This is a genomic window from Fibrobacter sp. UWH4 (assembly GCF_900142475.1).
In the GTDB taxonomy this organism is placed as follows: Bacteria; Fibrobacterota; Fibrobacteria; order Fibrobacterales; family Fibrobacteraceae; genus Fibrobacter.
In genome coordinates, this window is record NZ_FRAY01000001.1 from 339,272 (window position 1) to 359,840 (window position 20,569).

Annotated in this window: 16 protein-coding genes and 1 tRNA gene; 9 read left to right on the plus strand and 8 right to left on the minus strand. The window is 51.4% G+C overall.

Going from position 1 to position 20,569, the window contains the following annotated elements; all coding sequences use genetic code 11:
• Positions 1 to 3 precede the first annotated feature (3 nt).
• Entirely contained in the window at positions 4 to 1,863 is a 1,860-nt protein-coding gene (locus BUA93_RS01345; RefSeq protein ID WP_072976763.1) for a hypothetical protein, read from the minus strand.
• Positions 1,864 to 1,959: 96 nt separating this feature from the next.
• On the opposite strand from BUA93_RS01345, the gene BUA93_RS01350 reads away from it, so the two are divergent.
• From BUA93_RS01350 to BUA93_RS01370, 5 genes are read left to right on the plus strand one after another with little or no spacing between them, the layout of a single operon-like run.
• Positions 1,960 to 2,664, plus strand: a complete 705-nt coding sequence (locus tag BUA93_RS01350) for a tetratricopeptide repeat protein (RefSeq protein WP_072976764.1) — start codon at positions 1,960 to 1,962, stop codon at positions 2,662 to 2,664.
• A 15-nt stretch (positions 2,665 to 2,679) separates the two neighbouring features.
• Entirely contained in the window at positions 2,680 to 3,792 is a 1,113-nt protein-coding gene (locus tag BUA93_RS01355) for a serine/threonine protein kinase (RefSeq protein ID WP_083597071.1), read from the plus strand.
• Positions 3,789 to 5,243, plus strand: coding sequence for a sigma-54 interaction domain-containing protein (locus BUA93_RS01360; protein WP_072976778.1), 1,455 nt, complete (start codon positions 3,789 to 3,791; stop codon positions 5,241 to 5,243). Before BUA93_RS01355 ends, BUA93_RS01360 begins: the two co-directional genes overlap by 4 nt.
• 58 nt (positions 5,244 to 5,301) lie before the next feature.
• Positions 5,302 to 5,721: a hypothetical protein gene (locus BUA93_RS01365; RefSeq protein WP_139257650.1), complete on the plus strand. Its 420-nt coding sequence runs from the start codon at positions 5,302 to 5,304 to the stop codon at positions 5,719 to 5,721.
• Complete coding sequence (locus BUA93_RS01370; RefSeq protein ID WP_072976781.1) at positions 5,722 to 7,068, plus strand: hypothetical protein; 1,347 nt, start codon at positions 5,722 to 5,724, stop codon at positions 7,066 to 7,068.
• Positions 7,069 to 7,206: 138 nt separating this feature from the next.
• On the opposite strand, the gene BUA93_RS01375 is transcribed toward BUA93_RS01370, so the two are convergent.
• From BUA93_RS01375 to BUA93_RS01405, 7 genes are all read right to left on the minus strand, one after another.
• Positions 7,207 to 7,279: transfer RNA gene (locus BUA93_RS01375), tRNA-Ala, on the minus strand.
• A gap of 45 nt (positions 7,280 to 7,324) precedes the next feature.
• Entirely contained in the window at positions 7,325 to 8,329 is a 1,005-nt protein-coding gene (locus BUA93_RS01380; RefSeq protein WP_072976783.1) for a polyprenyl synthetase family protein, read from the minus strand.
• Positions 8,330 to 8,334: 5 nt separating this feature from the next.
• On the minus strand, positions 8,335 to 10,272 hold the full coding sequence (gene gyrB / locus BUA93_RS01385) for a DNA topoisomerase (ATP-hydrolyzing) subunit B (protein WP_072976785.1): 1,938 nt from the start codon (positions 10,270 to 10,272) through the stop codon (positions 8,335 to 8,337).
• A gap of 59 nt (positions 10,273 to 10,331) precedes the next feature.
• Positions 10,332 to 10,658 (minus strand): DciA family protein, encoded by a 327-nt coding sequence (locus BUA93_RS01390; protein WP_072976786.1) that lies wholly within the window; start codon positions 10,656 to 10,658, stop codon positions 10,332 to 10,334.
• Positions 10,658 to 11,431 (minus strand): MlaE family ABC transporter permease, encoded by a 774-nt coding sequence (locus tag BUA93_RS01395; protein ID WP_254793797.1) that lies wholly within the window; start codon positions 11,429 to 11,431, stop codon positions 10,658 to 10,660. Before BUA93_RS01395 ends, BUA93_RS01390 begins: the two co-directional genes overlap by 1 nt.
• 21 nt (positions 11,432 to 11,452) lie before the next feature.
• Positions 11,453 to 13,252, minus strand: a complete 1,800-nt coding sequence (locus tag BUA93_RS01400; protein ID WP_072976790.1) for a S41 family peptidase — start codon at positions 13,250 to 13,252, stop codon at positions 11,453 to 11,455.
• Between the two features lie 116 nt (positions 13,253 to 13,368).
• Positions 13,369 to 14,223, minus strand: a complete 855-nt coding sequence (locus BUA93_RS01405; RefSeq protein ID WP_072976792.1) for a sigma-70 family RNA polymerase sigma factor — start codon at positions 14,221 to 14,223, stop codon at positions 13,369 to 13,371.
• A gap of 258 nt (positions 14,224 to 14,481) precedes the next feature.
• Between BUA93_RS01405 and BUA93_RS01410 the strand changes: the two genes are divergently transcribed.
• From BUA93_RS01410 to BUA93_RS01425, 4 genes are all read left to right on the plus strand, one after another.
• Positions 14,482 to 15,657 (plus strand): sensor histidine kinase, encoded by a 1,176-nt coding sequence (locus BUA93_RS01410; protein WP_175547348.1) that lies wholly within the window; start codon positions 14,482 to 14,484, stop codon positions 15,655 to 15,657.
• A 208-nt stretch (positions 15,658 to 15,865) separates the two neighbouring features.
• Positions 15,866 to 17,119 (plus strand): hypothetical protein, encoded by a 1,254-nt coding sequence (locus tag BUA93_RS01415; RefSeq protein ID WP_139257652.1) that lies wholly within the window; start codon positions 15,866 to 15,868, stop codon positions 17,117 to 17,119.
• Complete coding sequence (locus BUA93_RS01420; RefSeq protein ID WP_072976797.1) at positions 17,119 to 19,602, plus strand: hypothetical protein; 2,484 nt, start codon at positions 17,119 to 17,121, stop codon at positions 19,600 to 19,602. The genes BUA93_RS01415 and BUA93_RS01420 overlap by 1 nt, the downstream gene beginning before the upstream one ends.
• Positions 19,603 to 19,670: 68 nt before the next feature.
• The gene (locus BUA93_RS01425; RefSeq protein ID WP_139257654.1) at positions 19,671 to 20,510 is read left to right on the plus strand and encodes a hypothetical protein; all 840 of its coding nucleotides are present in this window, start codon (positions 19,671 to 19,673) and stop codon (positions 20,508 to 20,510) included.
• The last annotated feature ends 59 nt before the right edge of the window (positions 20,511 to 20,569 follow it).

Genomic DNA, 20,569 nt, shown 5'->3' on the forward strand with positions numbered 1-20,569 from the left:
AGACTATCGTAAATCGTCCATGTTAATCGGAGCGACTGGATCTGCGTAGAAAAAATCCTCGTCTTCTTCTTCGTCATCATCTTCCGTAGCGATGATGTTCCAGAACTTTTCTGCGGTCATGCCGGGCAGGACTCCGCCGAAGGTGATGTCCGGGAAGAATATGTAGTTCCCCAGGTTGCGAGCGTTGTATTCTTTCAGCTCGTCGCCTTCAATGTAGCCGTTTTCAAGAGCTTGAATCGACAATGTCTTGTTGCCCTTTGCATCGGTAAAGTAGAACATGTTCTTGACGGCGTTGCGGTAAGCCTTTGCAAAGAGTGTCTGTCCGTTTTCAACCTTGCAGTATGCGGAACCAATCGTTGCCGGAGCCGGTGCTACCGATACGGTCTGGTTGGTTTCTGTATCGTAGGGATTCACGTATTCTTCGAAGGAAACGGTGCAGTTATTGAAAGCCATGCTGTAGCACTTGCGGTCGCGTTGACCGTTAAACTTGTAACGAATGCATGCCTGCCACTCGACTTTGATTCCATAGTTTTCATCCCAGAAATAGTTTTCGAGAATATAGGGGTCGAGGTTTGTGAGTTGCGGGTTCTTTTCGAAATCCTTCTTGATAGCCAAGGCAATGTCGCGTACTGCGTAAATGTTGTAGGCGTCATCAAAACCTGCCGACCAGTAGAATCCGTCCACCGGAGTGTACCATTCGGATTCCTTGTTGATGTGATGGTAGGGGAGGTATTCCTGGAAACCGTCTGTGATTTCGAAGAACTTGGCGATGTTGATTGTAACCTTGGAACCATGCGGAAGTGTGACTTCGACGCCGGTACGCAGGGCCTGACGATAGTATTCCAGGGAGTCGATAGCCTTCTGGAAGTCGGCGACACTGACGTCGGCCATTTCGCCTTCGCCCACGACATACGGGTCGTTCTGCTGAGTGGCTAAGCCCGACTGCGATTCTTCGATGCCGTACTGCAGGCCAAGTTCTACATAGGAAATGGCGCTGTCGAGCAGGTTCGGGATGTTCTTGTAGCTGGGTTTCCAACTTTCGTAAACAGTGGTGAAAGAACTCTTCGTGTCAAGGAGTTTTTCTACCTGCTGCATCGTCAAAGTCGGGGAGCCGAACTCTTCGATAGTATCCAATTCGTTCAGCCAGTCGTACTTGCCGTTGTTGGAAAAGTCGATGTTCAAGCTGGCGCCGAAAGTAAGGGTAGCTTTCGCGACAAAGAGTGCTGCAAGTGCCGGTGCGAATTCGCCGCGATCTAGTTCGTAGGTGCGTTCATCGTAAGTGTACTTGCAGGTGAAGTCCTTGTTGCTTACGATGTTGCGCATATAGATGATGGCGGAATCCATGGAAGGAATTGCCTGTGCCATTGCGGACTGGGCGACACTTGTCATAAGCTTTCCGTCGCCGGTTACAAGGATCTTGTTAAAGTCGTGGATGTCCATGTCGACAAGGTCCTTCTTGTTGGCGACCGTGTCGATGAATGCCTTGATTTCAGCATTGTTGATGATGTCAGTCACGATGCTGAGAGCATAGCCGAGCTGAGCTTCGCAGTTGGCGGGGTACTTGTCAAGGACGGCCTTGAAGGTTGCCTTGGTCTGGGCACTGATAGCCTGTGCATTGCTGAAGTTTCCTTCGCCGAGGTATTCCAGGATGTCTGCGATTTTTGCCTTTGCCTCTTCCATCTGGGTGGCGATGGCTGCGTCAGAAATTTCTTCGCAGTTAGAAACACTGAAGGTCGGGGTACTTGGAATGTCTGCCGACGGTGCCGAAGGGCTCTTGTCGGAACTGCTGCTTTTGCTGCCGCAACCCGCCAGGAGAGAACAGGCTCCGATGGCGCAGATGAAAAGTTTCTTGGCCAAAGTCATGAAAAAGCCTCCTTTTGGCACTAAAGGTAGTAAAAGTAACCGCATTACAGGTAAATTATTTTGAAAATATGAATTTTTTTTATATATATTTAAAGTATGTTTGGGCGTTTTTGTTACATAGTGGCCCTTTGTGCCACCTTATTGCTGATAGCCTGTGTCGAAGACGATGTCAGGCGCGGTAACGATGCCCTGCGCATTGGCGATTATGACCGAGCCATTCAAAATTTTTCAAGGGCGCTAGATGTGGAACCCGCAAACAGGGATGCCCGCTATGGGCTGGCCCTTTCCTATTATGCAGTTGCCGAAGAAGCTGAACACTTGAAGACCCCGACTTTTGATATGTGGAATCGCACGGCCCGTGAGTTTGATATCTTGTCCAGGGTCGACAGTAGCGGACGCATCGATGCGAACTATTCTACATGCCTGTTCTATTTGGCGCGTGCGACCATGGCGCAGAATTCCGCTGCGAATGTGCTTCCGCTCCTGGACCGTTCCATCCAGCTGGATAGCTTGAATTTCTTCAGTTTTAACCTGAAGGGGTTGATTCTCTCGGAACGCGGCGACAAAGAAAGCGTCGAGAACGCGAAGAAAATCTTTATCCACGTCGTGACTCGCGAACCGCAGTTTATTTCGGCATACGTAAACCTCGGAAACATCTACTGGGACGAAGGCGACATCGAAAGCGCTTGGGATACCTGGTCGGCCGGATTGGAACGCTCCCCCAAGAATCAGTCGCTGATTTACTGGACGCAGGTCGCCGAAGATTCTCTCAAGTCCATGGTGCTTTCGGGTAGACTGTAAGGCGGTGGTGATTCGATGGATTCTGTCCCGCATCAGTCCAGTATTTTAGATAAGGTCCGTGAATGTATGCTATTGCATCACGGCGGCGAAGCCGATGTCTATGGAGTGGTCGCCGACGGGAACGAGTATGTTCTAAAGTGGTATGGCTCTGAGAATCGTTTTGACGAATCCGTTATCGAGACGCTTTCACACTTGAATATTCCGGGGCTTTATCGAATCCGCGAATCGGGCGTGCGCGAAAACACGACGTATCTTCTTTACGACTTTGTTCAAGGCATGAGTTCTGCCGAGGTCCCGCAGATTCCCGTTGCGGTGGCTCTGCTCCTGCTCCGGGAACTTGGCCGTACGCTAGAAGCCCTTTCTTGCAGAAACATTCATCACGGCGATCTGAATCCGTCGAATGTCATTCTTTGCCCGTCAAAGGGTGGCTTGCAGGCGGTCCTGATCGATTGCGGTATTGTGGGGCCGGGGGCGCTTGCCTATGCCGCTCCGGAACGATTTCAGGGGAAGCCCGCTTCTGTCAAGAGCGACTTGTTCAGTACCGGCTTGATGCTTTTCCGCTGGGTGGTGGGGCACGACTTGCTCGAGGCGAACAATTACGATGGTTATGCCGCTCAGGTTGCTTCTATCGACAATATCGATGTGACAGGCTTTCTTTATGGAATGGGTTGCTTTTCGGCTCTGGAACTTTCCGCCCTTGATCAGCTGTGGAAATCACTTTTGCGATTCGAAGCGGGGGAACGTCCCGAAGATTTTGATGAACTGGACGAGCTTTTGGAAATCGCCCTGTCGACTCTTGGGGTTGGCGAGGTGACCGCCCAGACCTCCCTGCAACATTTTTCCGAAAAGCTCTTCGACGAAAAAACGGGGCGAAAATTCCCAGCGTCTGCACTGGATGGTGAAAAAACGGCCATTCCGTATCGAAAACGCGATGTGCAACCTCAAAAAAAGATCCGAAAATTTGCCATTTTGGGCTTTTTTGGACTTATATTATTATTGGTTGCCCTGTGGCTTGCGTTCGGAACGAAATCTCCCGACATCGATGCCACGGGAAATCTGCTTTTGGAAAAGTCCAGGAATCTGGAATCCGTTGATTCGCAAGAAGATATTTTGAGAGGTGTCCCATGAAGTCGGAAACGATGCTTGCTACAGAAAAGATGCTTGATGTAGTGAAGACCTTGCTTGACGAGGTTCAGCCGGAATCCCTTTTTGTCAAGATTCTGGAAGTGGCCCGCAGCGTACTCCATGCCGATGCGGCCGTGTTGGATATCGCAGGCGAAAAGCCGCTTCACTTGAGCAATCCGGAGCAAGTGTCCATTTCTATTTCTGCGGTGAAACAGGCCAAGGCCGAAAAGAGGGCGGTGGTGTGGAACCAGCTGGACGATAATTCGGCGGACCTTTCCAAGTCAATCGTGCAGAACCAGCTCACCAGTATCATGGTGTCTCCGTTCCGTACGCCCGACAGCGAGGCGGGTTACCTTTATTTGCAACGTGCCGCCCGCAGCGATTCCTTTACCGAAGACGATAGCGCCCTGTTCGATTCCTTCGTGTCCGTTTGTGAAAAGTTTGCCTTCGCCGCGTTTGACCGCATTCGTGACAAGGAATCTCTCGAAACCTTCAGGAATGTAATCCGCAAAGACGGAATCGTCTATTCTAGCAAGGTCATGACCGACCTGGTAAAATTGGCCGATAAGTTGGCCGTCCTTCCGATGCCGGTGATTATCCGTGGCGAAACGGGAACGGGTAAGGAAGTCATTGCAAAATATATCCATCGCCATAGCCCGCGTGCCGACAAGCTCTTTATTGCGGTGAACTGCGGCGCCATTCCGGAGCACCTGATGGAATCGCTCCTGTTCGGGCATGCCAAGGGGTCCTTTACGGGAGCCATCGAAACACGCAAGGGCTTTTTCGAAGAAGCCGACGGCGGAACGATTTTCCTCGATGAAATCGGCGAACTCCCACTGAACATGCAGGTGAAGCTTTTGCGCGTGTTGCAAGAAAAGCATATTACGCGCGTGGGTGACAACCGCGAAATCCCCGTGAACGTGCGTGTCATCAGTGCGACGCATGTGGATCTCGAAGAAGCGGTCAAGGCGAAACGTTTCAGGGAAGACCTCTATTTCAGAATTCAGGTGATGCCCATGGTGGTGCCGCCCCTGCGTGAACGCGAACAGGATGTCGTCTTGCTCGCCGAGGAATTCCTGACCCGCTACGGGGCTGAATACGGTCGTGGCAAATACCACCTGAGCCGCAATGCCGAAAAGGCGCTCCTTGGCTACCATTGGCCGGGCAACGTGCGTGAACTCGAAAACAAGATCCAGAAGGCGCTTATCCAGGCGGTCCACGGGGTGGTGCAGCCGGGCGACCTCGGCTTGGACGATGTGCAGGCTCAGGCGAAGGAATCTCCGCGAACCCTCAAGGAAGCCCGTGAAATCGTGGAACGCGAAGTCATCAGCCGCGCCCTCCGCGACAGCAACGCGAACTTGACCTTGGCATCGACCATCCTCGGAATCGACCGTAAGGTCCTCCGTGAAATCATGGAGCGGCTTGGAATGAAGAAGGAAGATTTTAAGAAGTAATTTCTATATTGTTTAACGCCCAAAAGACAGTTGGCACGGAATTTGCAAGAAGATGAGTATGAAAAAGCTAAATCTCATATCAACGATTTTGATGGCTGCGGCTCTTGGCTATGCCGCTCCGTCTTCTGCGCGTCCGGAGTCCTCTGTCCCGACCCCCGCCGAAAATGCCGAAATTTCGCGAGAAATGCCGGATTTAGGTGCAAAGGAAAGCGCTGAATGGCAAAGGCTGCGTGCCGAGCGTCGTGCCGCCCGAGAGCAAATTCTTACGGACTTGCGCAACAGTTCCGCTGCAGAAAAGCAAAATATCCGCCAGGAAGTCTCGAAAAAACGAGACGAAAAACCTCGCTTCGAGGGGGATGTCCCGAAAAATCAGTCTCGCGAACGACGCCCTTTTTATGAGCGGCCCGAGTCTGCTCCGATGAACCCGATGCATGGTATGCCCGACCGTACATTCGAGGGTAATCGTGATCGCCGATAGATGCGTTCGATTGCAGTAGTCATTCTATTGCTTTCGTCTGTGCTGTTGGCAGAGACCCAGGAAGCCGCTTATTTCCGTGCCCTGAAGGCGGAAGAAGCGGGCGACATCACCTTGGCGTTGGAATCTTTTGAAGAGGCTGCCGCCCTCCCTGGCCCGTACACCGAAGAGATTCGTGAAATTGTCAAGGAATATTACAAGGCTCTAGGAGTATCGGAAGATTCCGCGGATAATCCGTGGTCTTTTCGTTTTTTAGGAAATTTGGGCTTTTACGGATTACGTTACAGTGAGTTCGGTGGTGTCGATGAGGTGACGGAGCATGGGGGAGACTTGTTCTTGTCGCTGACGCCGTTCCTGGATTATACGACGGGGGACTATATTCATTCGTTCGGCATCGGTTTCAATAGCGACTGGTTCCTGGCCAACGAAAACATGCCGGCGCTTGACACGAATGACTGGAAATTTTCTCTTGGGTTGGAGTATTCCCTGGTCGGAAGTTCCTTTCTGCTGGATATCGGCGTAGACCTGAATTTTGCCCAGGGAGAAGATGTCTCGCCTTCCTTTTTTGGGTGGATAGAAAAGGATTTTTTTAGGATAGAAAAGAACCGGTTGGGAATGGCCGCCTGGGGTTATTACGATGCCGACGGTCCGCTCGCCTTTGCTCTTTACGGGGCGTGGCATAGAACGTCTACTTACGGCTGGAATGCGGCTGTTTATGTGGGGGGACGCTTCGAGGCTGATTCCGCGGTAGACTACGTTGGCTACTTGGCGGCGTATGAGGCTGCCTTGCAAGATGCTTTCAATGAAGCCGCCCATTACGAAAGGGAACCTTTTGAGGGGGGCGGCGCTGAACGCTGGGATAATCGTGGCGCCAGGAATCCGATGGATGCCTGCCTCGAAACGTACGGCGAGGAATGTTTCGAATGGGAAATTTCAAAAATCGATTCCATTTACTGGTCGACGCATAGCCGTCCCGATTCAAGTTCGGCGAATTCGCTGGATTCTGCCACTGATGTGTCGGTCGCTGTTCCCAAGTATTACGCAAAGTGGCTTGGTCCCACACTGCGGTCGAGGCTATCTTATAAATTCAGGAATGGTCTTTCGCTTGAAGCGCGTTTGAACCTGTTCTATGGTTTTGTCCTTGACGGTCCCGACAGCGATTACGAAAAAATAAGGAAGTTCAGCGGTTCATGGGGCGGTACGGTTTTCTGGAAACCGAATTCGCTGACCCTGTACTTGGGGCTGGAACAGTTCTACAAACATTACGGCCTTCCCGCTTATTACAAGGGAATCTATCCGCAGAACACCCTGCTTTCCGAACTTAAGGCCGGTCTCAAATGGGAATTGTAATGTCATTCCCGCGAAAGCGGAAATCCCTACTTATAGAAAAGACCAGAACAGTAGTTCTAGTCATGCTTCTCTGTCATTCCCGCGAAAGCGGGAATCTCTACTTATGAAAAAAGACTAGAACAAAGTTCTAGTCTTTTATGGAGATAGTGGGAGTCGAACCCATGACCTACAGATTGCGAACCTGTCGCTCTACCAACTGAGCTATATCCCCAGGTTTGAGGCGAAATATAGAATTAAGCGCCTACGTTGTCAAGTGTCAGTTACCCCGGTTGTCCATCGAAGAAAACATTTGGACGATTTCTTCGGTAAACTGCGAACTCGGAAGCCCCTGAGCGATTTCGAGAGCTTTTTCCAGATGCCCCTGCGCATTAATCTTAGCCTTCTTGAACGCATCCTTTTCGTTCAGTTTTTCGATGATGCTTTCGGGAACATCAGTTTCTCCGGCCCTTGCAATCAGTGCTTCCATTTCAGTGCGCTCCTGCTCGTTGCAACTTTCGAAGTAGTACAACAGCGGAAGCGTGATGAGCCCGTTGCCGAGGTCGGTGAACTTCGCCTTGTCCAGGTTCTTGCTCCCGAAACCGTAATCCAGAAGGTCGTCAATAATCTGGAAGGCGATGCCGAAGTGGCTACCCATCTGGGCGCACTTGTCGATGATTTCCTTGTCGAAACCGGCGAGGATTGCGCCGATGCGGGCTGCAGCCGCAATCAAAGAAGCTGTCTTTCCATCGATAATGCGGTCGTATTCCTCAAAGGAAAGTCGCATATTTCCGGACTGGTCCAGTTCCAGGATTTCGCCTTCGATTAGTTTGTCCGCAGCCTTGGAAAGCACCGTCGGAATGTCGCGAGATTCTTCATCGATCACACACTGCATGGACTGTGACAGCACATAGTCTCCGATGAGCACAGCCACCTGGGTGCCCCATTCCTTATGGGCAGTCTTCTGCCCGCGGCGAATGTCGGTTCCGTCGATGATGTCGTCGTGGACTAGGCTTGCGAGGTGCAGCAACTCGATGCCTGCGCATGCGTGTGCGACTCGCAGGCTGTCGGGCTTCTGGGAACCGCTCTGTGCAATCAGGCAAAGCAGAGTCGAACGGATGCGTTTGCCCTTGCGCTGGAACAGGGATTCCAGTCGTTCGTTAATGCCTGCGGGTGCGTTTTTGGCTACACCGAAAATAACCTTTTCGGTAAGTTCCAACTGTTCCTGCACAAGCTTGCGGGCTTGTGCCAGTACAGTCTGAAAGTCTTCTTTACTTGGCGCCATCGAAATTAAATATCCAGGTCGTCCAAGACCTTGTAAGCGTTAGATTCAATGAACTTGCGGCGCGGTTCCACGTCTTCGCCCATCAGCATACTGAAAATCTGGTCGGCCGCCACGGCGTCTTCCACATAGCACTGCTTGAGGAATCGCTTGGTGGGGTCCATGGTCGTTTCGGAAAGCTGTTCCGGAGACATTTCGCCAAGACCTTTGAATCGGCTGATGGTCACGTTCTTCTTGTCTTCGAGCTTCGCCATGGCTTCGTCCTTGGCGGTTTCGTCGAACAGGTAAGTGTCCTTGGTGCCGACCTTGAGCTTGAACAGGGGCGGCATGGCGAGGAACACGTGGCCTTCGTCGATGAGCGGGCGCATGTAGCGGAAGAAGAAAGTGAGAAGCAGAGTCTGAATATGGGAGCCGTCCACATCAGCATCGGTCATGATGACGATCTTGTTGTAGCGGAGCTTTTCGAGCTTGCATTCGGTGCCGAGACCGCAACCGATGGCGTTCACCAGGTTCTGGATTTCTTCGGTGTCGAGCACGCGGTGGAGGCTTGCCTTTTCCACGTTCAAGATCTTACCGCGCAAGGGGAGAATGGCCTGGAATTCGCGGTTGCGGCCCATCTTTGCAGAACCACCTGCAGAGTCACCTTCCACGATGAACAGTTCGCATTCCTTGGGGTCACGGCTGGAGCAGTCGGCGAGCTTGCCCGGAAGTCCGCCGCTTTCGAGAACGTTCTTGCGGCGGGCGAGGGTGCGTGCCTTGTGGGCCGCTTCGCGGGCCACGGCGGCATTGTAAACCTTGTCCAAAATCGTCTTGACGGCTGCCGGATTTTCCTGGAAGTATTCTTCGAGCTTCGCACCGAATGCAGATGCCACATAGCCTGCGATTTCGGAGTTGCCGAGCTTGCGCTTGGTCTGTCCTTCGAACTGCGGCTGCGAGACCTTGATTGCGATGACTGCGGTCAGGCCTTCGCGGATATCGTCAGAAGTAATGGTGATGTCCTTCTTGCCCTTGGGCATTTCCTGTGCGAACTTGCTAATGACGCGAGTAAGGGCCGTCTTGAAGCCCGTCACGTGTGTACCGCCATCGTAGGTGTTCACGTTGTTCACGAAACTGAAGAAGTTTTCCTGGTAGCCGTCGTTGTACCACATGGCGACTTCGAGCGGATACTGGCCGTCGGGGAGCACCAGGTGGATCGGTTCCTGGAACAACGGGGTGCGGTGTTCGTCCACAAAACGCACGAATTCCGAAACGCCACCGGGGTAGCAGAAAGTTTCGCTGCGCTTTTCTTCGGTGCGCTCGTCGGTGAGCGTCAGCCGGAGCCCGCTCATAAGGAAGGCGAGTTCGCGGAAACGCGTGGCGAGCGTGTCGTACACGTAGACGGTTTCGCTGAAAATTGTATCGTCGGGGTAGAATTCGACAGAAGTACCGGTCGTTCCGTCGCTTTCGCCGAGGTCCACCTGCGGGCCGCACGGGACGCCACGGGCGAATTCCTGCTGCACCACGCGTCCGTTGCGGCGCACGGTAACAACCAACTTGTTCGAGAGTGCGTTCACGCAGCTCACGCCCACGCCGTGGAGGCCGGCAGAGACCTTGTAGGAGCTGTTGTTGAACTTGCCGCCGGCATGCAACTTGGTCATCACGACCTGGATGGTGCCCACCTTTTCCCTGGGGTGGATGTCGGTCGGAATGCCACGGCCGTTGTCGGTCACGCGGATGCCGTTGCCCGGCAAAATGGAAATTTCAATATGGGAGCAGAATCCGGCGAGCGCTTCGTCCACGGAGTTGTCGACCACTTCCCAAACTAGGTGGTGGAGACCGCGGATGTCGGTCGAGCCGATGTACATGGCCGGGCGCACGCGCACCGCTTCGAGGCCTTCCAAGACGGTAATGCTTTCGCCGCTGTAGGCTTCTTCGGCCTTTTTCATTTCTTCAGTTTCTTCTGCCATTTTTTACCTTGTTTTCTTCTTCTAAAACTATGTGCCGGAGCCGCACCGCACAGCCTTTTTTAGACAAAAAGGATATTCTTGACGGAGGGCTTTCCGAGCAATAAATTACACTTGTCAATAATAGCTTTTTTCTGCAAGAAAAGTTCCTGTTTCCACGCGGAACTGTCGCACTTTAGCGTCAAAATATTGCGCTCGAATTTAACGATTTGAACGTGCGGTTTTATGAGAGAACCCACTATGTTTTCGAGGTTGTTTTCTAGCTTTTCGAACGCCATTTCGTCGGAAAGATGAGTCTTGTCTAAAAGCATTTGCAACAACACACTGATGTCTTCAGGGTCTTTCCCGCAGATGGGCTTGCCGCGCCTTTTCCGGTAAGGTGTATCCATTAGAGCAACAGCAATTTCGACAGAACGAATCCGCCGATAAGGATGCTTGTCATGCCGGCGACAACGGTGGCCTTGGTGTTCTTGCCCACGCCTTCGGCGCCGCTATGGGTCGTGTACCCGAAGAAACATGCGTAGCTGGCGATAAAGTAGCCGTAGAGGGTTGCCTTAATCAGGCCCACGACCAGGTCCCAGTCGCGGTAGAACATACGGACTCCGTAGAAGAACACGGAGAACGAAACATCCTTGTAGAGGTGCGCCACTTCGTAGCCGCCCACAATACCGATAAAGATACTGATAATTGTCAGCGTCGGGAGCATAATGACAGTCGCAATCAGGCGCGGCGCTAACAAAAACTTATAGGGACTTAGACCTAATACTTTGTATGCATCGAGCTGCTCGGTCACGGCCATGGTACCAAGTTCCGAACACATGGATGCCCCGATGCGGCCCGCAAGCACCATCGCGGTTAGGATCGGGCAAAGTTCCACCATCACCGACTTGCCGACCGCCATTCCCACGAACATCAGCGGAATGATATCTGCAAATTGGTATGCCAGCTGCCATGCCATGATGGCGCCGGTTGCCAAGGATGCCGCCACCACTACGGGAATGCTGGTGAGGCCCACGTGCTGCATCTGTTCGACCGTCGTGTGGAAGTTGCTGAATGCACCGGGAATGCTCTTGAACAACATCCACACGAAGTGCAGGTAACTTGCCACCGTACGCAGAAACTTCCGGATAAACTTACCCAGACTTTCTGCGATCCTGTTCATGATGGTAATCAAGGATCAGCCCTACTTCTTCTTGGATTCCTTGGTGCTTTTCTTGGCTCTCTTGTCCGGGGCGCTGATGGCCTTCTTGTAAAGGTTCATGTCGCTCAGGTACTTGATGGCCTCGTTCAGCTGCTTGTCCTGCTTCAGGGAGAACGCCGTACTGACGGAATCGTTGATGAACGCCGTCAGAAGTTCGCGCTTGATGCCGTCCTTGATGTACTGCTTGTTCTCTTCAAACTGGGCGTTGCGATTGTTTTCGAGAGCGCTACGCATGTCGGCGAGTCGAGCCGCAAGCGTAGAATCGCTTACGGTCTTCGCGCTGTCGCCCATGTAATTTTGCTCGCGGATGATGCTCTTTTCGAGCTGGTCCACACCGACCAGGGCGTTGCTCTTGACCTTGGTGAAGTTCGTATCCTTCATGCAGAAATCGCGGAACTGCGTGAACAGGCTGTCGGGGACTTCCCAGTTTGCATCGATTTTTGTACCGGCCTTTTCGAGGTCGGGGCGAATCTTGACAGCGAACTTGAAGTACATGGCCATACGTTCCTGAACCTGCACCACCCATGGCATCGGGGCGAGTTCCACTTCTACGTCGGGAGTGATGCCACCGCTGCCGAACATCATGCGGCCGTTGTGCGTGTAGAAGGTGTCAACCTTGGCGGTATCCTTTTTCGTAGAATCGGCCTTTTCGTCGCCTTCTTCTTCGGCGGCGTATTCTTCTTCCAGGAGCTTGAGTCCCTTGATGCCGTTCTCGGGCTTGTTGATGCAGCGGCCGAAGGGCAGGTAGTAGAAGGCCGTGGTGAGCTTCAAGGCGTTCCCCTGGTTGTCCAGCGGGAAGATCGTCTGTACGGAACCCTTACCGAAGGACGTCTTGCCGATAATCAAGGCGCGGTCCCAGTCCTGGAGGGCGCCCGAGACAATTTCGGCGGCACTTGCGGAACCCTGGTTCAAAAGGACGACCATGGGCACGTCGGGCTTGACAATGCCGTTCCTGCGGGCGTGGCTTTCGGTCTTCTGGGTGCGGCCGCGGGTGCTTACGATGACGTTCCCCTGTTTCAGGAACAGTTCGCTGATTTCAATAGCCTGGTTCAGGAGTCCGCCCGGGTTGTAGCGCATGTCGAGGATGATTTTCTTCATGCCCTGTTTCTGGAGTTCCCTGAGGGCGTTTTCCACGTCACTCGTGGTCTTGTCGCTAAAGGTGGCGAGCTTGATGTAACCGATGTCCTTGCTGACCATGCCGTAGTAGGGCACGGCGTGCACGATGATTTCGGCACGGGTGATGGTGAAGTCCATCAGGTCGGGGACGCCTTCGCGTTCGATAGATACGGTCACGTCGGTGCCGATCTTGCCGCGGAGTTTGTTCACGGCTTCGTCGAGGGTGAGTCCCTTGGTGTCCTTGCCGTCGATTTTGCGGATGCGGTCACCGGCGCGGATGCCGAGACGGAAGGCCGGCGTACCGGACAAAGGTGAAATCACGGTCAGGATATTGTCGCGGAGGCTGATGGTAATGCCTACGCCGCCGAACTTTCCTTCCATCGAGACTTTCAGGCTTTCGTAGTCCTTCGGGGAAAAAACGGTCGTGTGCGGGTCCAGAATGTTGCGGATGCCGTTCAGGGCTGCATCGCTGAGTTCGGTGGGATCTACATCTTCGACATACTTGCGGTTGACTTCGGAAAGCACCTTGTTCAGGCGCGAGACTTCGTTGTAGAAGTCACCCGGGGCGTCCTTCTTGTCTTTGGCCGCGAAAGGGCTCGTCGTAAGGCAAAGGGCCGAAAGACCCGCTACAAAAAGAGTGCGAAAGTTCAGCATATTGAAATTCATGCCCTAAAAATACAATTTGATTTCTTTGTCGGGGCGACTCAAACGGGGAAAAACGGAAAAAACCGGCTCAAAGGCCGGTTTTTAATATTAGGAGAGAGAGAAAAAAAGGTCAAATGTTAGGCGGCGTCGTTCAGGACGCGGGTCAGCTGCTCGTTGCGGAGCTTTTCAAGGGCGGAATCCTTGAGCTGGCGGGTGCGTTCCTTGGAGAGGCCTACCATCGGGGCGATTTCCTTCAGGTTCAGGTCGGAATCCATCTTGAAGCCGAAATAGAGCTTGATGATTTCTTTTTCCTGTTCAGAAAGGCTGTTGTCCATCGCCTTGTCAAAAAGCTTGTTGCGGTTGTGCTGCTCGGCGAGTTCGTCGGTGCGGAATTCAGTCGCTGCAATGGTGTCGCCGAGGGTTATGTCGCCGTCTTCACCGACGGGAGCGTCGAGCGATGTGGACTTGTTGCCCATCATCAGAATTTTTTCGATGTCGTTCGCCTTGTACTTGCTAACGCCTTCGAGGCTCTTCGGGTCAAGCATAAGTCCACCGCCGACGACCTGGTGCATCTGGCCGCCCTTCTTGGCGAAGCGGCGGAGCACGAGTTCCTTTTCGGCGCTGATGCGCACCAGACGGCCGCGTTCTGCGATGGCGCGGGTGATGTTCTGACGAACCCACCAGACGGCGTAGCTGATAAACTTGATTTTCTGGGAGTGGTCAAAGCGGCGAGCGGCTTCGATGAGGCCCATGTTGCCTTCGTTGATGAGCTCGTTCACGTCAAGTCCCTGACCCTTGTAAAGGTTGGCGATATTCACCACGAAACGGAGGTTGCTTTTGACAAGCAGGTCCATGGCTTCGCGGCTGCCTTCGCGAACTTTCGCGAGTACAACCTTTTCTTGTTCCTTGGTAAGCAGCGGATATTTGGAAATATCGTTCAGATACTGGAAATAAACATCCCTGTCATCACGAACGTGCGTATTCTTTGTCATATCTACCTCGTTGCTTGTTGTTTTGTTTACGTTCGTAAATCTACCTCCTTTTCTATTTTGAAGTGTCATAGATTACGCTTTACTTCGCAAAAGTTTTTTGTGAATTTCGTCAAGGAAAACGGCACTTTTGTCACGTTTTTGTCATAAGGGGCTTTTTTTTGCTCAAATAAGGGCTATTTTTATACCCAGAGAGACACTTTTATGACAAAAGACAACCAAAATTCCCAAGAAAAATGCTGCACGTCAATACTCGAGCGAGTGAAACTCTTTTTTAGCAATCTGAGAATGTGGCTTGCCGAATTGCAGGAAGCTCAGTTTGATCGTGGCGAACGCGAGATTGCCACCCTGATCGAGGACGAAAGCATCAAGCATTATCCGGTGCCATCTTATGCGGTGTCGATTCTGGTCTGGTTTTTTATCCTGATCTTCCCGCTGATTTTGATTCTTGATCCGACGGCTCCCATGGCAAACGAGTTTGACTTGTGGAACATGGTGAGCTTCTATGTGCCGCTCCTTGCGACCATGATTATCTTTTTTGTGAACCTGCGCATCTTGGTTCCGAAACTTTTTTTCCGAAAAAAATACTTGGCTTATTTCTTGTGCAACGCCTTGCTTTTGGTCATTGGCATCGCCTGTAGGGAATTTGTCGTTTTCCTGATGACCAAAAATCCTGCCGAGACATTGTCGGACTTTTTTGCCATATATTGTTTCAGGGCTGTCCGGGGACATTTTTCGATTTGGACTGCAGTCAGTTTCTTCTTGATATTGAGTTTTGTATGCTTGATTTGCTTTGCTATTGTTTTTGCGAGCCGTTCGATCATGAGGGCTTTTGTGATGCGCGAAAAACGTCGTACCGAGATGACGTACGAACTTACTTTTTTAAAGCAGCAACTGAGCCCGCATTTTTTATTCAATACGCTGAACAACATCACAAGCCTGATTCGCATTGATCCGGACCTTGCTGAAAATAGCATGACGAAGCTTTCGCAGTTGCTTCGCATGATGCTTTACCAGACGTCTGACCAGTACATTTCGGTGAAAGAGGATGTGGAAATTCTTGAGAAATATGCGGACTTGGAAAGGTTGCGGTTAGACGAGTCCTTTGATTTGAAGTTCGAGGTGAACCTTGAAAATCCGCAGGCGCAGGTGGTGCCGCTGATGATGATGCCCCTGATGGAAAATGCAATGAAACATTGCCTGAATCCGGACGGCAAAAGTTTTGCGCATATCTATATCGAACAAAAGAACGGTGAACTTTATTTCAGGGCCGAAAACAGCAACTTCCCGCGGAAGAGTAAGTCCAAGTCGAGTGGACTCGGACTTGCCACATTCTTGAAGAGGCTGGAACTTATGTACAAGGACCGCTATACCTATACAACGAAGGTTGAAAACGGCGTATATATAAGTGAACTTAAGGTGAAACTAGAAAATTAATTTTTTTTGAAAAAATTTGACGCAACCTCTTTACAAGGATTTTTTCTTTAACTATAATTTTGTACGGAGCAAAAAATTTATTAGATACATCCATACGCCATGGGTGTATCTTTTTTTTGTTTTAGGCTCTATTGGTATATGGCTTGGTAGATTTTGCATGGCGGCGGGTGCCGTCGTGTTCTGATAACATTATAAAGTTGGAGGTCCTATGAAAAATAGGATGTCAAGGTGTGCAGCCTTGATGGGGACCGTATTGTCCCTTTCGAGTTTTGCGCAAGTGTGTCAAGAAATCTCGCTGTATAAGAATGGCGAATCGGGCAAGGTGGAAACCGCGGGGACGACGTTCCCGGAAGCGCCGGAATGGAGCGCCAACTGGGGCGAAATGGAGGCGCTTACCCCGCCTTATATCCGCTGGTCCGGTATGAAGGAGAAGGCGGGGGACTGGACGGGCGCATTGACGCTTTCCAAGTTGCCTGCGACCGTCCAGGGCGGGAACCTTTCCCTTAAGGTTCGCGTCTCGCAGAAGGCGAAGTTTGGCGTCTGGCTCGCGGGAAACTTTGGGAATAGCGGCGTTTCCTTCTACAATCTCGAACCGAACCGTACTTATTCCCTGACGGCTCCGGTGGAAAATCTCCTTGGTCGGGGCAGTGCCCGCATCGAGAAGGTGGGGGTCGGACTCTTCGATGTGCCGGCGCATCAGTATACGACGGTATTCGTGGATGATATTGCCCTCAGCTGCGGAATTTCGGACAACGCAAACGCTGGTGCATCGGATATGGAAGAAGCTTATCCTTTCAGTGATATTTCTCCGGAACGGAGCGCACGCTCGCCTAAGTTTATGCAGTCTAAGGTCCCGGTAACGACGGCGGCATATTCTTCCGAGGAACGTTCCGCCTTGACGGCGTCGACAAATGCTATGTTCGTCTTGAGCGAAGATGAACATATTCAAATAGGGGCATTTGTGAATAGGGACAGCTTGACCGCTCAGGAATCGCGTAGCGGATGGTTCCGGAGCATGTTCTTTGTTGAAAGGAATCGCTTGAGGGATAGTGTCATAGCGAATCCCAAGGCGCTCTTTTACGAGGCCGAAATTTATGCGGCGGGAACGGATAATCGCGCCATGCCTCTGTTGCTGGGCAATGTGGATTACGCTTACCGAGTTTGCGCGGATACCGCTTGCGAAACAAGTCAGCTGAAGAATTCTCGTGTTCTGCTTGCGGGCCTGCCTTCGGAAAATGTCGGCGGCTCCAGACTGAAACTATTCTACGATCCTTATTTTGTGAGTACGAACAGGAAAACGCTGCCCAAGGTGGAAATATGGTCGGGCAACCAGTGGAAGATTCTTGAACCGAAAAGTGAAATGGAGCTGGAGTTCGAATCGGCTGGTCACCAGAAGATTCGCCTTAAGCTGACGGAAGGCGGATTGACCGTTAATCAGAATATCTTTGTGGAGGTAAAGTAATGAAGTTCCTGAGCATCCTTATTATGTGCCTGCTGGCATCTACGTCTGTTTTTGCAAGAAATTATACTGTCAAGTTTGCTAAATCGACTGACCAGATCTTATGCGCGAGGGAAACTTCTACCGCAAGGTTCGTCGATGCCTCTGGTGAGTTTTGCAATGTTCAGATGAGTCAAAACGTTCGAATCCGCGTCTACGAACCGCAAGGGAGTAGTTCTGCCAAGTACGGTTTTGCTTTGGATAGGCCGTTCTTTATTTTGGACGGGATTTATCTTGACTTAAGGGGCTTGCGCACCTTGGACGCGTTCGAAAAGGAAGTCAATGGAATCGGCCTCACCAACATTCTTTCGGAATTGGGGTACACGCCGATTTTAGTGCAGTTCCCCGAAACGGTGAGGTGTTCGCTCGAAGAGAATGCGACAGATTTCTCGAGGCTTCTCCAGTTCTTGAATAATAATAGCCTTATTGATTTTGCTAATAAACAGGAGGGCTTCGTCGTGATGGGAATTAGCCAAGGTGGGGTGCTCGGACGCTATGGAGCGTATCTTTACGATACGAAACGAGCGAAAACGGATGCTCCCATAAAGCTTTATGCCTCGCTGGATTCTCCCCATCAGGGGGCTGTGTTGCCACTGTCTCTTTACTATACGATTAATTTCTGGGCGAAAGAAGGCGGGGCTGCTGAAGCGGAGGCTTTCCGGGACTTGATTGATGGACCTGGTGCGAGCGGCTTGCTGCTGTATGACTATGTTGAAAAGGACGGAAGGAGAGAATATTTTAAGAATATATCTTCGGAAAGGTTCCTTTTTGGGGAATACCGCAAGGCTGCAGAATATAAGGGTTTTCCGTCAGTCCTGGTTGCGCAGGGACAGCTGAAGGGTAATCTTGTCGAAGGAAATCTAAATTATTTTAAATTGAACCGCGCGGCTTCTAAGGCTTCGGTCGTAATGGGGCGCGCCATTAGCGAAATGGGGTATTCTCCGGATAATTCTGCAAGAATTGCTTATAACAGGGCCTACAAGAAAACGGATTACGATCGTAAACGCCAAGAAAATCAGGCGTCCTTGTACGATTTTGTTCAGGGAAGTACATATCCTTTTGCGGAAACGATGTATAACAGCTTGCTCTCCGGAATGGAAAGTGCGATTCCGCCTAGTATGCAGGTGAGCGTAGGGCTTTTCTCGGTGGGGTTGTCCACAAACTGGGACGAAAAACAGCTTAATCAGAAAAACAGCACCTTTATTCCTACGGCAAGTGCGATGGATATGAAATGCGATGGAACTCTCGCCATCGACAAACCATGTGCGTTTCATCAAACTTCGGACGGATTCCCGTTTACGAATCCGGGAAACCGTAGCACGGCCAAGGCAGCCTACGCGGTCGATCCGACGCATCCGCGCTATAACGAGCCGATGAGTGGCCGTCATGTAGAATTGCCCGACGGATCAAATGCAAATGTTGCAGATGCAATGCGTGTGGACTTGTGGCGCCTGCTTTGCGAATTGGCAAAGCAGGACTATGATTCAACGTATAGGGCGTTTCGAAACGAAAAATTGGCGGGGCACTTCGTTCCTGGCACGAACTGTATGGACCCGTCTAAAATTCCGCATCTCTTGAGTACGCTAGGAAGTGTCCAAAGAACAGCGCCCGGCTATAGTCGATATATGTATGAGCAAACGGCTTCTGAATTAAATGACTTGGTCTCGTTCAGCGTTCCTGCGGGTTGGCACAAGGTGAGCCTGCATGACAACGGGGCGAGCATTCCGTCTGCTTCTGTCATTGAAGTTGAAATCAAGGTAAATCAATCCAAGGGAAATTGGATGAAGGCGGAACTCATGCTCTACAAGAGCAGGAACGGGGGTGGTCAGCTTCAGCTGAAAGAAATAGATGTTCCTTTGGATGGCAAGTATCATGTATTGCGCTGGAATATGCCTGCGGCACCGGGAGCGCTTGATCGTTACCATTGGTTCGGGGTGGTCTTGAACTCCGATGGAGCCGATGTGACCATGCATGAACCCGAACTATTTGTCTCTACGGCAGGTCTCAATGTTCCTGCGGAAAAGGTACGCTCGCAGGTTTATCCGTCTAATGAATACAAATTTGTCCCTTGGACAGAATCTCAAAGTTCTAGCACTTACTCGGATGCACTGGGAAATGGTGCAGCGTTGAAGTTCGGTCGAGCGGGGGGCGGAATGCACCTTGACCTTGATGGGGAAAAATTCATGGGAGACTATTCGACTCTTAAAATTACTTATTGGCCGGGGACTTGCAGCGGTACGGGAGTCTACTTCGATTCCTTCAAAAAAGGCCGCAAAATGATAGGTTCTGGCCGAATGGATGGCAATTTTATGGTCTCTGAGATTCCTTTGGCCGAAATTGTAAATACGCTTTATACTCCGGAACAGAAACTGGTTGCCTCTAGGCTTGTCTTTGAAAATGTCGTTACTAACGAAGAATGCCTGATTCATGACATTGTCTTGAAGTAACTTGTTGTGGATATGTTATCTTTATTTGAGAGTGTTTGGAAAGTGAATCCTAATTTTATGGAGATAAAATGAAAAAAATATACATGCAAATGGCGGTGACAGCCTCGTTGTCGTTGTTTGTCACTGGATGTTTGGAGCCCACTTCCCGTTCTATGGGGGCGACCCTTATGCCGGCCCCGTTGATGCACCGTGCCTCTGCGGATAGTTCCTCGTCGGAAATGTCCGTGACCGCTTCTGGTTTCTGGGGGCACACGGGTGACGACTACAACGTGAAGGACCTGAATGCGGGAGGTGGAAATGTAGGCTTTACCTACCGTATGGGCGGAGCGTTGTCGCCGTTCTTCGTAAACATCGCGGCGGGCGGTTTCGGCGGTTCGCTGAAGTTCGGTTGCGACGAAGGGAGCAAGTGCAATCCGTCGTCGCTTACGAAAACAGACAATACGGTACCGCTGGATGGTGACGCGAAGTATGCTGCGTGGCTTAGGAGCGATGCTGGCAAGGAAAGCTACAGTTTCTGGAATATCCAGGAACGTATCTTGGCCGGTGTCGACTTCAACCTGGGCGCGTACGTCATTCTTGGCTTTGCCGGTGGAGCCCAGTTGTTCCAGGGAGCATCCGATTATGACGATGTTCGTGAAAAGCTGGACGAACTGCGGATTGTCGACGATGTGGACGGAAAATCGGGGGCCGCTTTCGCGACCGCCTACTGGTTGGGTTTGCATCTTGGCCGACACGGACAGTATGGCAACCTTGTCGCGGAGTATGGCTTCCTGCATAAGGGGAGTCCCGACAACTGGACATCTTCGCTCAAGTTTACCTATGCGCATCCGACAGGGTTCTTCGCAGGTCTCGCGAACAATAACCTGATGTCTGTGACCGTGTATGCGGGTAAGCAGTTCTTGTTCTAAAAAGATTCCTTGAAAAGAGAAAAGACAAAAAGAGCCCCGGCGATTTGCCGGAGGCTCTT

Coding starts and splice junctions, on each gene's coding strand:
- BUA93_RS01345 (WP_072976763.1), bottom strand. CDS start 1,863: ATGACTTTGGCCAAGAAACTTTTCATCTGCGCCATCGGAGCCTGTTCT.
- BUA93_RS01350 (WP_072976764.1), top strand. CDS start 1,960: ATGTTTGGGCGTTTTTGTTACATAGTGGCCCTTTGTGCCACCTTATTG.
- BUA93_RS01355 (WP_083597071.1), top strand. CDS start 2,680: ATGGATTCTGTCCCGCATCAGTCCAGTATTTTAGATAAGGTCCGTGAA.
- BUA93_RS01360 (WP_072976778.1), top strand. CDS start 3,789: ATGAAGTCGGAAACGATGCTTGCTACAGAAAAGATGCTTGATGTAGTG.
- BUA93_RS01365 (WP_139257650.1), top strand. CDS start 5,302: ATGAAAAAGCTAAATCTCATATCAACGATTTTGATGGCTGCGGCTCTT.
- BUA93_RS01370 (WP_072976781.1), top strand. CDS start 5,722: ATGCGTTCGATTGCAGTAGTCATTCTATTGCTTTCGTCTGTGCTGTTG.
- BUA93_RS01380 (WP_072976783.1), bottom strand. CDS start 8,329: ATGGCGCCAAGTAAAGAAGACTTTCAGACTGTACTGGCACAAGCCCGC.
- gyrB (WP_072976785.1), bottom strand. CDS start 10,272: ATGGCAGAAGAAACTGAAGAAATGAAAAAGGCCGAAGAAGCCTACAGC.
- BUA93_RS01390 (WP_072976786.1), bottom strand. CDS start 10,658: ATGGATACACCTTACCGGAAAAGGCGCGGCAAGCCCATCTGCGGGAAA.
- BUA93_RS01395 (WP_254793797.1), bottom strand. CDS start 11,431: ATGAACAGGATCGCAGAAAGTCTGGGTAAGTTTATCCGGAAGTTTCTG.
- BUA93_RS01400 (WP_072976790.1), bottom strand. CDS start 13,252: ATGAATTTCAATATGCTGAACTTTCGCACTCTTTTTGTAGCGGGTCTT.
- BUA93_RS01405 (WP_072976792.1), bottom strand. CDS start 14,223: ATGACAAAGAATACGCACGTTCGTGATGACAGGGATGTTTATTTCCAG.
- BUA93_RS01415 (WP_139257652.1), top strand. CDS start 15,866: ATGAAAAATAGGATGTCAAGGTGTGCAGCCTTGATGGGGACCGTATTG.
- BUA93_RS01420 (WP_072976797.1), top strand. CDS start 17,119: ATGAAGTTCCTGAGCATCCTTATTATGTGCCTGCTGGCATCTACGTCT.
- BUA93_RS01425 (WP_139257654.1), top strand. CDS start 19,671: ATGAAAAAAATATACATGCAAATGGCGGTGACAGCCTCGTTGTCGTTG.